This is a genomic window from Massilia hydrophila (genome assembly GCF_020208145.1).
GTDB lineage: Bacteria > Pseudomonadota > Gammaproteobacteria > Burkholderiales > Burkholderiaceae_D > Telluria > Telluria hydrophila.
Genome location: NZ_JAHYBX010000003.1, coordinates 286351 through 301493, shown reverse-complemented (window position 1 = coordinate 301493; position 15143 = coordinate 286351). Strand labels below are relative to the sequence as shown.

The 15143-nt window shown below is 58.4% G+C and carries 11 protein-coding genes; 4 read left to right on the top strand and 7 right to left on the bottom strand.

The features are described 5' to 3' along the window. Positions 1–171: 171 nt before the first annotated feature. Positions 172–762 (bottom strand): recombinase family protein, encoded by a 591-nt coding sequence (locus LE190_RS10890; protein ID WP_225238904.1) that lies wholly within the window; start codon positions 760–762, stop codon positions 172–174. 201 nt (positions 763–963) lie between these two features. Here LE190_RS10890 and LE190_RS10885 point away from each other — a divergent pair, with 201 nt between their 5' ends. Continuing rightward, positions 964–3492 (top strand): hypothetical protein, encoded by a 2529-nt coding sequence (locus LE190_RS10885; RefSeq protein ID WP_225238707.1) that lies wholly within the window; start codon positions 964–966, stop codon positions 3490–3492. Between the two features lie 101 nt (positions 3493–3593). Here the strand turns inward: LE190_RS10885 and LE190_RS10880 are convergent. The 6 genes from LE190_RS10880 to LE190_RS10855 all read right to left on the bottom strand — a co-directional run bounded on the left by LE190_RS10880 (position 3594) and on the right by LE190_RS10855 (position 11480). Beyond that, positions 3594–4702 (bottom strand): IS3 family transposase gene (locus LE190_RS10880; RefSeq protein WP_225238706.1). Its coding sequence is split into 2 segments (ribosomal slippage): positions 3594–4450 and positions 4450–4702, totalling 1110 coding nucleotides; the frame shifts between segments, so codons are not numbered across the junction. A 1171-nt stretch (positions 4703–5873) separates the two neighbouring features. After that, positions 5874–8555: a bifunctional DNA primase/polymerase gene (locus LE190_RS10875; RefSeq protein WP_225238705.1), complete on the bottom strand. Its 2682-nt coding sequence runs from the start codon at positions 8553–8555 to the stop codon at positions 5874–5876. 52 nt (positions 8556–8607) lie between these two features. Then, entirely contained in the window at positions 8608–9297 is a 690-nt protein-coding gene (locus LE190_RS10870) for a hypothetical protein (RefSeq protein WP_225238704.1), read from the bottom strand. Between the two features lie 70 nt (positions 9298–9367). Then, positions 9368–9565 (bottom strand): helix-turn-helix domain-containing protein, encoded by a 198-nt coding sequence (locus LE190_RS10865; protein WP_225238703.1) that lies wholly within the window; start codon positions 9563–9565, stop codon positions 9368–9370. 147 nt (positions 9566–9712) lie between these two features. Next, positions 9713–10234, bottom strand: a complete 522-nt coding sequence (locus tag LE190_RS10860) for a hypothetical protein (protein WP_225238702.1) — start codon at positions 10232–10234, stop codon at positions 9713–9715. Then, positions 10224–11480, bottom strand: a complete 1257-nt coding sequence (locus tag LE190_RS10855) for a tyrosine-type recombinase/integrase (RefSeq protein WP_225238701.1) — start codon at positions 11478–11480, stop codon at positions 10224–10226. The genes LE190_RS10860 and LE190_RS10855 overlap by 11 nt, the downstream gene beginning before the upstream one ends. Positions 11481–11777: 297 nt before the next feature. On the opposite strand from LE190_RS10855, the gene LE190_RS10850 reads away from it, so the two are divergent. The 3 genes from LE190_RS10850 (at position 11778) to LE190_RS10840 (ending at position 15081) form a co-directional block, all read left to right on the top strand. Further along, positions 11778–12113 carry a DUF5710 domain-containing protein gene (locus LE190_RS10850; protein WP_225238700.1) on the top strand — a complete coding sequence of 112 codons (336 nt, stop codon included), beginning with the start codon at positions 11778–11780 and terminating at the stop codon, positions 12111–12113. 162 nt (positions 12114–12275) lie between these two features. Then, a complete protein-coding gene (locus LE190_RS10845; protein ID WP_225238699.1) occupies positions 12276–13214 on the top strand; it encodes an MBL fold metallo-hydrolase in 939 nt (312 codons plus the stop codon). A gap of 124 nt (positions 13215–13338) precedes the next feature. Next, entirely contained in the window at positions 13339–15081 is a 1743-nt protein-coding gene (locus LE190_RS10840; protein ID WP_225238698.1) for an energy transducer TonB, read from the top strand. The last annotated feature ends 62 nt before the right edge of the window (positions 15082–15143 follow it).

The following is a 15143-nucleotide window of genomic DNA, read 5'->3' as shown; positions in this document are numbered from 1 at the left end:
ATGAACAACGGCTGTTAAAAGACTATATAAGAACAACCACAGCGCACGAGTGAATTATGAGTCCTTTAGTGTTGGCAACCGCCGTCGAGCTGTCACGGCTTCACGGGGTTCAATATGCTGCCGCCTACTTGCATGAATGTGGCGTCAGCATCCAGGTGGCCATAGATCTGCTTACACGCTCGCCAGCGAAGTTGCCAGACGTGGGGTCACAACTGTCAGGACAGTGGAGCGTGAGACACCGAATTGTTTCGCCAGGGAGCTGATACTCTGCTTCCTAGCATGACTCTCCACTATCGCTCGGCGCTGCTCTTGCGTCAGCTTAGAGGGCCGTCCTAGGGACTTGCCTTCCGCCTTGGCCCTAGCTAGTCCAGCTTGAGTACGCTCGACAATCAGATCGCGCTCCATCTCAGCCACAGCAGCCAACATGGCAAGCATAAGCTTCCCGGCAGGCGACGCCAGATCCAGCTTGCCGAGCTGGAGGACAACGACCTCAACGCCGAGGCCGGCAAGCGTTTTAATGGTTGTGAGGACGTCTGGGGCATCGCGGCCAAGACGGTCTAGCTTCGACACTACGACCGTGTCCTTCTTTCTCAATTTCGCCTGCATGGCGCTGAACTGTGCCCGCTGCGATGCGTGCGCTTTGCCGCTAACTACGTCAGCGAACCAGTACTCTACTGCATAGCCTGCGCGTTCGATCTCAAGCCGTTGGTTGTCCGCCGTTTGCTCTACTGTTGATACTCGCCCATACCCAAACACCGCCATCGCCGCCCCCAGAGTGTTGAAAAACCTCATCAATATATATCAACATGTTAATAAATACAAAGGCTATTTTTCCAACATGTTTTAAGAGACGAGCAACAGGGTGTTGGAAAACGGTCCTTTTTTCACCTCGACAGCATCAAAACATCAGCATGCATGCGTTCAAAAAGATCAAAGCCCTACTCAAAGTAGGCTCTTTCTGACTTGCACGCCTTCACCAGCGTTGTTCATTCTTTGTTTTTGTGCAATTATGCTTTCTCATCACCACTGTTGGATAGTGTTCGAACTCAACGCAACGGCGCGGCGACTTACACGACCTATCTGAAAACCGGGCAGCATCCTTACATGGGCTTACTGCCGCCATGGAGTTCCAAATTGAAGATTGAAAACGAAGATTCGTTCAAGCGTAGTTTGCAAAATGGCGTCAACCTTTTCCTTGGGGCCGGGTTTTCGGTGAAGGCACGGGGAATGCTTGATGGAAAGCTAAAGTCGATGCCGGTCGGGGATATGCTTCGGAAGGAGCTGCTCCACCACTTTGGTCGCGATCCCGAATCAAAGCTTCCGTTAGCGCAACTCTGTCAAATCATCTCAAAAACACAGCGAGCCGCCTTAAACGATTTTTTTCGTTCGCGTTTCGCAGTTGTTGAGTTTGACAGTGAATATATGAATCTTGAACGCGTTAAGATCAATTCAATCTTTACGACGAATATTGATGACCTGGCGTTCAAGATATTCGCTGCCGGAACTCAATATTATATTAACGACATCTCACTCAGGGGGCCCTCAATAGTGGGGGCGAGTGCCATCGATTATATTGCGCTGCATGGCTCAATAACACATTCCCCAACAGAAGTACTTGATTTTTCACCGGTGGAAATGGCCTCAGCTTTCGAGCGGGATAAGGACAAGTGGTTCGGCTATCTTGGACGCATTCAAAAAACGCCAACTCTGTACTGGGGTTATAGCATGTCTGATGCTGGCGTTCTTCAAGCTCTTGCGCGGGAAACTACTAACGGCCGAGATCGTGCTCCAGCGTGGGTCACGTTACGAGAAGAAGACGAAGAGGCTATCGAATACTATTCGTCGCTAGGATTTCAGATCATTGTGGCGGACACTGCCGAACTGTTGAAATATATTGGCCAATTGCGGATTGAAAAAAGCGCCGGCGCTCCAAAGCGATTAATAACAAAGCGATTTCAGGAATACTTTCCGCCAGACTTGAATAAGGTGCCAGTGCGTAGTCTTACTGAATTCTACCTTGGAGCGGAGCCAAGTTGGTACGACGTATATTTGGGCGATTTGCACAAGACTAAGCATTTCGGCATTGCAGAAAATTCGATTAATGGCGGGAAAAACTGCCTATTAATTGGTGCTGCTGTAACTGGCAAATCAACACTTCTGAAATTACTCGCCAACAGCGTACCGCCCCCTACTCAAGCTCTGGTAATTGATGACATCACGCCAGAGAAGGCGACGTTGCTTGTCAAAGATATCGACAAGGAAGGCGTAAAGGTTATTGCGTTTATTGACAATGCTGCTGATGCTTGGGAAGCCATAAGCATTCTGGCAACAAGTCCTAATATTCAAATCGTCGCAGCCGAACGCGACTATATTTTTGATAGCGTTTCCCATCGTTTTCCGCGCCGAGGTTTCCAAATATTCTCTGTCTCTGGACTAAACCCTTTGGATGCGCAGGCAGTAACGGATAAGATCCCGGCAGGTGTACAGAGGCAAACCCGGCCGTTAAAGCATGATCCGCTACGCGGAGAGCTAGACCCCACATTTTTCGAGGTGCTCGACTCCTGCATTGCTGGGCACTTACTCGCGGATCGGTTCATGGAGGCCTTGCATGAATTAAAAAATCAAGCCCCGGAAAAGCATGACTTGCTGCTTCTCGTTTGCTATCTCTATTCGTGTCGCGTTCCTACATCTGTAGACGTCGCAAGTGCCTTCCTAGGGGACCGAGTAAGCGACGTGACGGAGGTTTATCAACTTCTCACCAGCATGAATACTCTCTTAGGTGTATATGAAGGAAGCCTCGCGGATTCGGAGCAGGCATTCTTTGTTCCTAGATCTCGCTCTGTCTCTGAAGCTGTGATGCGAAGAGTAAACCCATCGGACTTGCGGTCGTTGCTTACTAAATTTCATGCTGACGTATCACCGACAAAGATCCCGCGCTACGACATCTTCCGGCGTAGCGCGTATGATGCAAACTTGATGCAACGTGCTTTTGCAAACTGGGAAGAAGGACTCCAATTTTACGAGCGATGCTTCAGTCGCGATAGTTCTGCATCATTCAAACAGCAGGGCGCAATTTATTTGTCGAGAAAAAAACAATTCGAACTTGCCTTTAGTTGGATTGACGAAGCGAAAGGAATCGCTGGCCCCCGCAGTGCGTCAGTAAGAAATACTTATGCTGTAATTTTATTCAATGCAAATTATGACAAGGTGGAAACGGCGCCTGATGTAATGGCGACGTTAGATGAAAGCATGACTATCTTGCAAAAGTGCTATTCTGACGACTTGCGCAAGGTATACCATGCCAAAGTTTTTTCCGACCAGGCGGTAAAATATGCGGAAAAATTCCCGCATCTGCCGACTGCAATAGAATATTTAGATCAAGCAGTGACTTGGCTCAATACTGAGCTGACGGCTAGGCAAGGGGATCGCTCGATCAATAATCTTCTTCGAGATCTTAAAACTGCAAGACGAGCAATTACACAAAGAAGTTAAATTTATCGCTATGGGATCGATGGACAGTCTGCCCCTCGTAAGTATGGTTGTAGTGATCCGCTTGGATTCCATGGACACTTTGGAGCTGAGGATTTGGTCGGTCAATGGCCTATTTCCGGCCCTCCAGAAACCGCGCTCCGAGCGAAAGCCATCGGGGTTTGGTCTTTGAGAGCCATGTGAGGCCGAATCTCATTGTAGTCAATGCGCCATGCCTCTACGACTGACTGTACCTCGGCCAGGGAGGTGAACCAGTGGACGTTAAGGCATTCATCACGTAACGATCCGTTGAACGTTTCGATGAAGCAGTTGTCGGTCGGCTTTCCGGGCCGGCTGAAATCGATCCTGGTCTGATGATAGTAGGCCCACAGGTCCAGCATCTGTCCCGAAAACTCGCTGCCGTTGTCGACAAACAGGCATTTCGGGGCCATGCGTTTTGCGATGATCCGGTTGAGTGCAGTTACGACGTCTTCTCCGCGCAAGCGATGGCCGGCTACGATAGCCAAGGACTCCCGGCTGTAAATGTCGATAATCGTAAGCAGTCGAATTTTCGTGCCGTCTGCGAGTTGGTCCGCTACAAAATCCATACTCCATGCGTCGTTCGCTCGACGTGGCTGCATGCGCGCCTGGCGGGCCACTGCGCTCTTGCGCCGCTTCTTGCGCCAGGCGCGCAACTGCAACTGCTCCAGGCAATACCAGCGGTAGGTCTGATTGACGCCCAGTTGAAAGCCTTCGCGCTTGAGCAGTACATGCAGGCGCCGGTAGCCCCAACGCACACGTACCTGGGCCAGCTCGCGCAAGCGTTGGCGCAGTGCCAGCTTCGGATCCTTCTTGCTCGACAAATACTGCGTGCTACGCACTTGCTTGATCAGCCGGCAGGCCCGCGCCAGTTTCAATCCATAGTGATCGACGATGTAATCGACCACCTCACGCTTCAGCGCGGGCCGCCCCACTTTTTTGATGCGACGTCCTGCAGGATCGCTTTGTCCAGACTCAGCTCAGCTACCAATTTCTTCAGCCGTGCGTTCTCGTCTTGCAGGATCTTGAGCTCCCGCACGCCTTCGGATTGCATACCGCCGTACTGCTTCTTCCAGCGGTAAAACGTCTGCTCAGAAATGCCAAGCTGCCGGACAATGTCGCCGACCGCCATGCCCAGTTCGGCCTGCTTCAAGACCGATACGATCTGTTCCGCTGGAAAATGTTTGCGCTTCATGGTCAAGCCCTCCCGCAAAGGAATTATTGACCAAAAACTCGCGTCCGGAAGTGTCTAATTTCGCCAATGCAGATCATGTAGTATTTTTGGAGAGAGGTATGAAGGCCATGCCTTAAGCTGGTCAATCACGTTGGCGATCGAGCCAAGCGCGAAGATCGCCGACGTGGACGCTGGTAAGGTGTGCTAAACGAATAGCCTTGCGTAGGTGGCGTTTGCGCCATTCGTATGGCTTGCGTGCTGGCACGGCTTCGCCTGCTTCCGCTTCCATCTCGCGCAACAACTTCAATCGCGCGATCCGCGCCCGATCGGCCGCTGACGCTGCAACATTCGTATGGTATCGCAACGCATGGCAGTGCCGGCAGGCTAGCTCGTCGCCACGGAAGTAGAGCGACTGAAAATTCCCCTCATGCGCGCGAGGGCACTTTAGGAGGGGCCGTACACGGCCCTGGAGGCATTGGACGGGCACGATGCCCACCACCCAATACCGACCTCCCAAGAGGACCGCTAGGCGGCCCTCAGCAAGCACGGCAACGGTCCGCACGTCCCCATCGTCCAAGACAAGCCTGGACGATCCTGTGGCCTTCGCAGCCCGTATCAGCTTCGGCAGGTTCACCTCGAATGCATTTTCGAGGACTGGCACTCTTGGCGCCTTTGCTTTTTTCATTTCGGATACCTAAAAGAAAAGCAAACCGGGCACCTGCATGCGCGGTTCATGGATGGGGTAGGAGATCGGAACGAGAAATCCAGGCGTCTGTGGTTGGCTACAGGGACACAGATAGGGTACCGGACTAAAAATAATTCGTCTGCCTGGTCTAGCCGTATCCCGTGCTACTTCTCTACCAGTTCGATAGCAGTCAGTGTAGGCGAGCGCTATTGCATCTGTATGGAGCTGGGGAACGTTGCAAGCACCACCGTATAGCGCCCGCTGGTTGAAGCTACTTGTGGGGCGAATACTCATAGCGTGCGGCCCTCGCAGAGGCACGTGAGCAACCGGCTAGACAATAAGTCGCGATCAAAAGCAAAAGCCGCTTGCGGTCTATAAGCTAGGCCACGTGCGGCTTTCAGGTTAAATAGTATATAAAAAAGATACCCCTTTTTCTTATACATCTCTTTTTCGCGTGGCCCTACGCCACGTCAGAGGGCGGTACTGCTTTTATTGCTTTTATTGCCGTTAGTGCTCTTGGTCTGCCTGCTCGACGAACTCAAATGCAATGTAGGCCGCGCGCGTCTTACCCTTTCCACTGGCCGACTTCGTATCGTAGCGGCGGATGTGACGGTCCGATTCCAGATTCTCGAACACACTACGGCGCATGCGGGTATCGGCTCCTTTGAACTTGGCGGATTTCCTTGCCAGCTCGAAGACGGTCAGGCCACGGCGGCCAGCCTTCAAGATCAGATTGGCGACGTCGTTGCAGAGAGCTGCAAATGGGGAGTCGGCGATGTTATTGGCCATCCGGCTGATCGCCCGGTCAGCCCAGAAGGTCACGTAGTCGATGGCCCATTGCGCATGCTCGGTGCCGATCACGTCCACCTCGCTGGAGTGCGCGACGATCAGCGAGACGCGCATGGCGATTTCCCGCACGCGGCTGTACATTTCGGCCATACCGTGCATTTCCAGCTCGTCCATGCGATCAATGCAGCGCAGCTCCAGTTCGGTGAACAATTTGCGCGCTTCGCCCGAGAAATCCAGAATGGCCGGAACCGCCATCTCGTTGTGAGCCGTGTCGATGATATCCGCCATATCCCCGCTGTCTTTAACGCGGCACTTGCGGACCCAGCGAACCAGATTTTCGGGCACCTCGACATGATCGACAAAGCGAGATGGCTGGCGCCCCAGATCGGATTCAACGACAATGAGGCGGTTGAGAAAGCCATCCGTCAATGCGCCCGATCCGACGGCCTCGTAGAACGGCGTGGGTGTGGTCATACCCAGCACGGTCAGTGCCGGATTCTCCACATGGCGCGGCCCCATCCCGTCTCGTTGCGCCTGGGTCTGGGTCGCGGTGGAGAAAGCCTTGGGCTGGAGCGTGCCACCGCAGCGGCCGAACACTTCCATGAGCCGTTTGCGCGCCGTACCACCATTAGTATTATTCTTCGCGTTCGCAGCCTTCAGCATGTAGCCGAACTCATCGATGATGGCGATATGGGTGGGATGCACGCGCAGCATCGAGTCGATGGCGCTGTCGGACGTGTACTCTGAGGCCGGAGCCATCGAAGAGAACTTGGCGGCACGCAGGACGCGCTCGATTGCCGTTTTCGCGTGCTCCTTTCCGGCGCCCGAAACTCCGATGTTGAGGAAGTACAGTGATGGCCAGTTGTCATTGGTGGTGCGGAACTTGCGGCCCATGGCGACGCTTCCAAGCGCCAGCGCCGCCTGCACAGCGAACATCGGCTGCGGCTTCATCGCCGTGGCGTTGGTCCAGTCAACCATCAGGCCCAGCTTGCCGGGGATCGTCAGCAGGTGGGGAGGGATGTCGCACGCGGGTTTGGCAGGCATAGGAACTTCATCGGGTACGACGATGGGATTTGCGGCCGTAGCGGACTTTGGTTTGGCGACAGGCATGCCGTTCAGGCTCTCCAGCAGCTTGCTGATGTCCACATCCTTGATGCGTTCTTCCTCGGCCATCATGCGGACCGTCTCGTACGTGATGCCGCCGCCTGGCTTGAGGCTGTTCCAAACCTTGGTCACAGCACCGGCATCGTATTTCTCGGGGCAGGTTTGGCTCCACTCGTCGGCAATATCGGACATCTCCTTGGACTGGTTGCGACTGTGCAGACCCATCAGAACCTTGAGCCATGTGTCCCGGCTGCACGCGGCGGAGATCACGGCCAGGTCGTGTTTGATAGACGCACGCTCGTGAGGCAGCAGCGGTTCAGCGTTGGGTGCGATCTCCACGCCGCACTCCGTCAACTTTGCGGACTTGCTGAAATTGTCGGGCACCCACTGCGGGAGGTCTGCCATCACCTGGCCCTCGAACAGGTCGCTGGAAGCTTCCATCTCGTAGCGCCGGCCAGATGCGTGGACGGAACCGGGGCCAACCACGTAGCCATTGACCTTCAGATCGATGTTGTTTCCCATCTTGCCAGCGAAGCTGAGGGAGCAATCGGTCATGAAGTAGTAGTGGCTACCGCCCGCGCCGGTCAGCACCTCGACGGTTGCCGGCAGGCGACTGTGGACCTTCTCCAGCTGTTCCAGAGCCTCCGCACCGCCGACCTTGTAGCGGTCCACGTCCACCACCACGGCCATTTTGCCGGTGTGGCCGATCTCTTGGCCCAGACGCACGCCGTAGTTCAGCTCGGGTTCATACTTGAACCACATGTTGATGATGGTCGGATTGGTGGTGGCCTCTTTGAAGGAATTCGAGCGGCGCGGGTGTTTGCCGGAGTCGGCGCAAGTGGCGTTGCCGCAGGTGCACGTGCCGTTCTTAATGCCGTACAGCGGAAACACAGGGTGGCCCAGCGATGCCATTTGGAGTGCCTGTGCGTGGGCCGGCGAGACAGCGGCGGATGTATCGTAGGGATTGCCTTGGGGCGCCACAACAGGCGCAGTAGGCGTGTTACGCACGGCAGCGCATGCCAGCGGATAGCGAACTACTTGCTCAGCATTGTTCGCATTGGTATCGGGCTGGGAGGAGCTAGTGGTATCAGTTTCCGGCGGTGCTGCGGTGGTAGTCATGCACTCCGCGCCGGCCTCATGGGCTTCGGCCTTGGTCTGCAAAATGAAGTAGTTAGCAGTCGGGGCAGCATTGCTGGTTGACGCGTCGCTCGTCGGGCAGTCAATGGCGATGGAGGACAATTCCAGTTCGGCTACTTGCGCACCGTTTTGGTCTTGGAGTTCGAGGGTTGCATTCATCGGTCTAATGTGATGATGCGGGCAAATCAGCCCGCATTCGATAACGGGAGGCTTACACCTGCTTCGCCTTCAACTTGGCGACGCGGAACTCTTCCAGGTCGGACACACGGTAGGTGCGGTCGTAACGGTAATAGCGGCCGTTGGCAGGGACCTGCTTTGTCACCTCGTCCCACCGCATGTTGAGGTACGCACAAGCAGTCTGGACATCCACGTAGGTGATTGCATACAACATCACCGTGTCCGACAATACGAGCGCCGGCGACCCTTCGGGGTGGTATCGCAACCAACCAGGATTCTGGGAGATCAGCAGCAGTTCATTCATCGAGTTGCAGCGGCGGCGCAAGTAGGCGTCGCCGAACACGCCGTAACCCTGGGAATTGACGTCGTGCAGGTCGGCCTCGGCAACTCCGAGGAAGGCGGCCCCGACCGGCACGGGAATGATTGGCAGGGCATCCAGCAGCTCGCGCTTTTCGGTCAGCGGCGCGGCCCGCAGGGCGGCAATCTGCTGATCCACCGGGATCATGCTCGATTTAGCTTCAGCATGCAGTTGGCGGTACTCGTTTTCAACGGACTTCTGCATCGCCGTGCGGAGCTTAATGCGGACATTCTCCGGCGTGGTCGAGTCATAAGCCACGCTGGCAATGCTGCCCCTCAACGCGCGCTGCTGCATTTGGCCGTTCATTGCAGTGGCTTTAACAGCCAGGTTCTGCAACATAAAATTAGATGCGGTATTAGTGGTCATGATGGTTTTACAATTGGATTGATGGTGGGTTACACGCCTGAAGCGGTTATCCGAAAAGGCCTGAATGTGCTTAGGCGCTGACAGTGCGCGTCTTGATGAACTCGTCACCGTGCGCACGGGTATAGCGGACCGAACGCCCGACCTTGACGTAGGGCAGGGGGTAGCGCTTGGTGCAGCGCCAGACGGCCAAGGTGCCGACCGAGACACCCAGCATTTGGGCCATCTGTGCAGGGGTGAGCAGTTCTGCTTGCTCTTGGGGTCCGAACATGGTTTTCTCCGTTAATGTCGAGGACAGCGGTGTGCTGGCCATCTAGGAGAGACAATGCCGGGAAAAGTGGCCTGGGGTAGAGGAACAAGGGCGGGGGGAGTTCCCTTGACAAGACAACGCCCCATGCGGTATGGGGCGTGTTTGGTACTATTCGATGCTGTCGTGCCTTTGCTTGGCAGCCACGTACTGCTTGTAATATTTCAGCGCTGTCCCCTCATCGATGTGATACTCAACCGCGACCTCGAGTTTTGCCTTCGTCTGCGAACTTCCCTCGCTGATGAGCATGTGCATGGCGTGGCCTATCTCCAGCCAGGAGTGGGCGGGGCGGCGATCTTGACTGGTTAGGTGGAGTTCGTCAGTCAGCGCGCGCGCTTGGTAGGTCGTAGGCTTGGCCGCTGCCGCCTCGATGGCGTCTGCCACGTAGCCTGCAAGCATGCGGTTGGGGAGAGTGCGCGCCCGTAGATCTTTGGCCAGCATTTCCAGCAGTTTCATTGCACTGGCTGGGTCACTTTCGGCCCGGCTCAGCAGCTCATGAACTGCCACGCTGAAATCGAGGGGGACGCCAAGCTTTGCGCTGCATGTGCCGGATTCGTGTGCGTTTTCCTCGATCTTCTCTGCTGCCAGCTCGCTCACTTTTGCGTCAAAAAGACTACCTTCGTTATTGCTCATTGATCTGCTTCCCTTTTGCGGTTGCCGCCTCAAAAATTGCGCCTGTGGCACGCTGGACCGACTCCCGCACGGGGTCGGCACTCAGGCGCGCATAGATCTGGGTGGCTGCAATGCTCTTGTGCCCAAGCGATTTGCCGATGATCGGCAGCGATGCCCCGGTAATCGCCTGCCAACTTCCGAGCGTACGGCGCAGATCATGGATAGTCAGCTTCTCAATCTTGGCGGACTTCAGGATCGTGTTCACCCCTTTCTTAGGGGACACCATGTGGCCAGTCTTGCCAGATCCAGGGAAAACCCATTCGGCGGAAGGGACACTCGACGCCCTGGTCCGCAAGGTCTCGACTGCTTCACGCGACAACTGGATGATTACGGGGTCACCATTTTTTGTATCCGGGATGCGCCACTCGGCGCGCTCCAGGTTGATATCGGCCCACCGCATGGACAGCACATTGCTGCGCCGGGCCCCCGTCATGATGCTCAGCAGGATGAAGTCACGGATGTTGGTGTTCGTGGTCTTGGCGAGAGCCTCGAAGAGCGGCGGTAATTCCTGCTTTTGCAAGAATCTGTCCTTTGATGCGATCTTCAACAGCCCCACATCGAGCGCAGGATTTTTCCCCTGGAACTCGCCCCACTCCCCCATTTTATTGAACACCACCCGCACCAGCTTGAGTGCGTGGTTAGCTGCCGCGCTTCCGCACTCCCTGGCCAGCGATGCCCTAAGATCCTTAACCTCGCTTTGGTTGATCGTGGATAGCTTGCGATCCTGCCAGTTCACGGAACCGGGGGACTTCCCCCGTTCCTTGCCGTGCTTTTTCTTTGGCACCTTGGGTAGGGCCCCCAAGTAGCGCTCAAAATCGCCGCGCATGTTATTTATCGACTTCAGGCCATGAGGCACCGCGTGATCGCGAATGTACATATCGAATGCCTCACCAAACGTCAACTCGGCGCGGGCAGCCCGGAGCGCCATCGTTGGGCTGACTCCCTCGCTCATCGCGCTCTTGAGTTTCAGCGCCTTGGTACGGGCCTGCTCAACCGTGACCCCATCGGTGAATGATCCGAGGGTGATACGCTCAGGTTTTCCACCCTTGGCGCGCTTGTACAGACTGAACGTTTTTTTGCCACTGGCCGTGACGCGGAGCTGGAGACCCGCAGTATGCTGGTCGTGATAGGTGGTACGCTCCCCGGCGGCAGGCAGGGGCAGGGCTTCGATGGAAGCTTTGGTAAAGTTGAAGCGGTCAGAGGGCATTTGGGTTGTGGGGTTACGCAGGGGTTACAGTCTAGCGTAAATTTTGGAAAGATTGAAACCCCTGTGTTAACGTCATATTCGGGATCTCGATAGGGAAATTCACCATGGCCGAGGATGAGAAATCTCAGTTAATAATATGACCCTTTGTCTTCTAAGCTGAGGGTCGCTGGTTCGAACCCAGCTGGGCAGGCCATATCAGTTCCCGTAAGTCAGCCCTGCCGTCATGGTCTTCGGTGCAGTAAGATCATGCTCCCGAGCGGCTGACGACCGACCCCTTGCCCTGGATGATCGAAGACGATGCTTTTCCTGACCGTTCCGTATGCCGAGAAAGACGAAGCAAAGGCGCTTGGCGCGCGCTGGAATCCCACCAGGCGCCGCTGGTATGTGCCCGATGGTGTTGCCACCGAGCCGTTTGCGCGATGGACAGGGCAGGGCGCTGCGGCAGGCAGCCCGACAGCCGGCCCGGCGCGCAGCGACGGCTACACGGGCAAGACCGTGGTGGGCACGAACTACCTGCTGCTCGAGCACGACTGCAACCCCTTCGAGCCTTGCGCGCGTTGCGGCGAGCAGCTCGCCGGCAGCGCCTGGCTGAAGGTACGCCAGCAACTGGCCGTCCTGGTCTCCAGCCTGTAACGCGGCGCCGCCCCGGTGGCAAGCGAACGCCGTCCGCCGCGCTACCGTGTTAACGTTCTGGCACGCGTTCCGCACCGGGAGGCGTATCTCCGGAGACCGCCCATGCCCTTCCTATGCCCGTTTCGTTCTCGATCCGCCAACCGCTTCCAGGCCGGCCTTTGTTTGCTGCATGCGCTGCTGCTTGCGCTGCTGTGCGGCGGCGTTGCCAAGGCGCGCGCGCAGGCGCCAACGCCACCGCCAACGGGCGAAACCTTCAGCCTGCAGCTCCCCGCGGATGGCGCACAGGAACAGGATGCGCAAGCCGGCACGGTGCAGTTCATCGGTACGGCGACGGTCATCATCCGTTACCAGGGCTTCACCATCCTGACCGACCCGAATTTCCTGCACAAGGGCGATCATGTGCATCTCGGCTATGGGCTTACTTCCGAACGCAGGACCAATCCTGCCATCCGGTTCGAAGACCTGCCACCGATCGACCTGGTGCTGCTGTCGCACTTCCATGGCGACCACTTCGATCAGCTGGTGCAGGAAAGACTCAACCGCGCCACCCCGATCGTGAGCACCAAGGAAGCAGGCGAGCGGCTCAAGCGCCTCGGCTTCACGCGCACCTTCGGCATGGGCACCTGGGACCGCCTTGAAGTGAGGAAGGGCGCCGCCCGTCTGCGTATCAGCGCCGCTCCGGGGCGCCACGGCCCGGCCGGGGTGGCGATCCTGCTGCCCACGGTGATGGGCTCGGTGCTCGACTTCGGCGCCAACCCGGATGTGCCGGATTACCGCATGTACATCAGTGGCGATACCCTGGTCTACGACGATATCCGCGCCATTCCGCAGCGCTTCCCGAACATCGACCTCGCCCTGCTGCACCTGGGCGGCACCCGCATCCTGGGCGTGCTGAAAGTCACAATGGACGGCAAGGACGGTGTGCGCATGATGCAGGTCGTGCGGCCGAAGAAGACGGTGCCGATCCACTACAACGACTACGATGTGTTTAAGTCGCCGCTCGCGGACTTTGCGCGCGAAGTGAAGGCGGCTGGCCTGGAACAGGACGTGGTCTATCTCGCGCACGGCGAGACCTATACCTTTGGACGTACCCAGCGCTAGCATGGCGTTTCGCGACGGGCCGGCTGCGCTGACGGGACGGCGCCGGCCAATCGTGCGCGCCTCGCCATACTGCTGAGTAAACGCTATGATGCCAGCCTGACAATATTCGTTCCCAGGCCACGGCATGCCACGAACGCACGACTCCAGTCCGAACGACATCCCGGCCCGGCGCGAGCGGCGGCTCGTTACCGGCATCATCGTTTCGGCACTGTTGCACGGCCTGCTGCTGTCACTGCAGTTCGGAATGCCGGGTGGCGACGGGCGCGCGGGCGGGGCGATCCAGGTCAGTCTGGCACCGCTCCCGCCGGCGCCGGCCGCGCCAGCCCCCGTACCCGACGCGGCCCCAGTGTCGACACCGGCACCGGCACTCCCGGCGCCTGTCCCGTTGTCCCGGCCTCCTGCCTCGGGGATGCGCCTGCTCGATCCACTTCCGCCACCTCCCGTGCTAGCGCAAGTGCCGCCGGCGCTGAAGCCAGGCATAAAGGACGTGCGGCCACGGCTGAAGAAACGCAGGACTCCGGCGACGACGCCCCTGATCGCGTCGAACAGCGAGGACGCGCCGTTCGCGGTGGCGCCGCCGCCGCTGCCCGAGATCGAACCCGGTGGCGACGCGGATGCCCTGGCGCAGGACACGGAGAGCAGGCCGGAGGAAGCCGAGCGCGCGTTTCCTGCCCGCGAGGAACAAGTAGCCAGGGAAGAGGCGGAGCGGGCGCTCCAGCTTCAGCGCGAAGCTGCGCGCCTGGCCGCCGCCGAGGAAGCGCAGCGCCAGCAGCGACAGGACACACTATTGCTGCGTCAGGCGGAAGAGCGGCTGGCAGCCGAGCGCGCCGAGCGCCAGCACCAGGCCGAGGAGCGTGAGCGGGCGGCACTGGCTCAGCGCGAAGCCGAGCGCCTGGCTGCGCAAGTGCGGGAGCAGGCCGCCGCAGAACAGCGCCTGGCCGAGCAGCAGGCTGCCGAACAGGCACGCCTCGCACGCCAGCAGCTGGACGAACGGCAACGCGCCGACGCCGAACAGCAGCGCCTGGCCGCGCTGCGCGAGCGTGAACAGGCCCTGGCGCGCGAGGCGCAGCAGCGGGCGGCGCAACGGCTGGCTGCTGAACAGGCGAGACAGGCGGAAGAAGAAGCCGTTCAAGCCGAGCGCCGCCTGGCGCAAGCGCGCGAGCGTCAGTATGCCGACGAGCTTCGGCAGCGCCAGGCCGCCGAAGAGGCGGCGCGCCGCCTGGCCGAAGAGCGTGCCCGCGCGGAAGGCCTGGCGCGCGAGCTTGCCGAGCAGGAGGGGAGGCGGGCAGCCGCCGAACGGCTGCGCGCGCAGGCGCTGCCGGGTGCGGGCAATCCCGGGCCGGGCGGGCCGGGAACACCAGGCGCCGCGGGGGGTGGCGCGGGCGGAGAGCGCGGCCCGGCCGGCGCAGGTGAACCGGGAAGCGCCATGGCGAGCCGTGCGCGCGAACTCCTGCGTGGGCTGACGCTGCCCAACGTGGCGCCGCCGGCGCGTCCGGCCGATGCGGGCGGAAGGCGGGTACTGGCCGATGGCGGCGAACGCGACGTGCCACTACGCATGTACGTCGACAGCGTGCGCCAGAAACTGGAGCGTACCGCCATCCTGGGAGGCGCCCGGTTTTCAGCGCGCGAGGTGCGCATCGATCCGCTGGTCAGCCTGATCCTGCGCAGCGACGGGAGCGTGGACGATGTGACCATCGTGCGCTCCAGTGGGCGGGCCGACATGGACGACGCGGTGCGCCGCTTCGTCCAGCTCAATGCCCGGTATGCCGCCTTTCCGCCGAACGTCGCCGCACGCTTCGACATCATCGAAATCCGCCGTGTCTGGCGCTTTGCCGACGGCCTCAGATTGCTCGAAGAGATACGCTGAACGGCCATGGGCGCCGTTTGATCCGCTACAAAGCCAAGCCTGATGGACGCCGTACGCTGGAC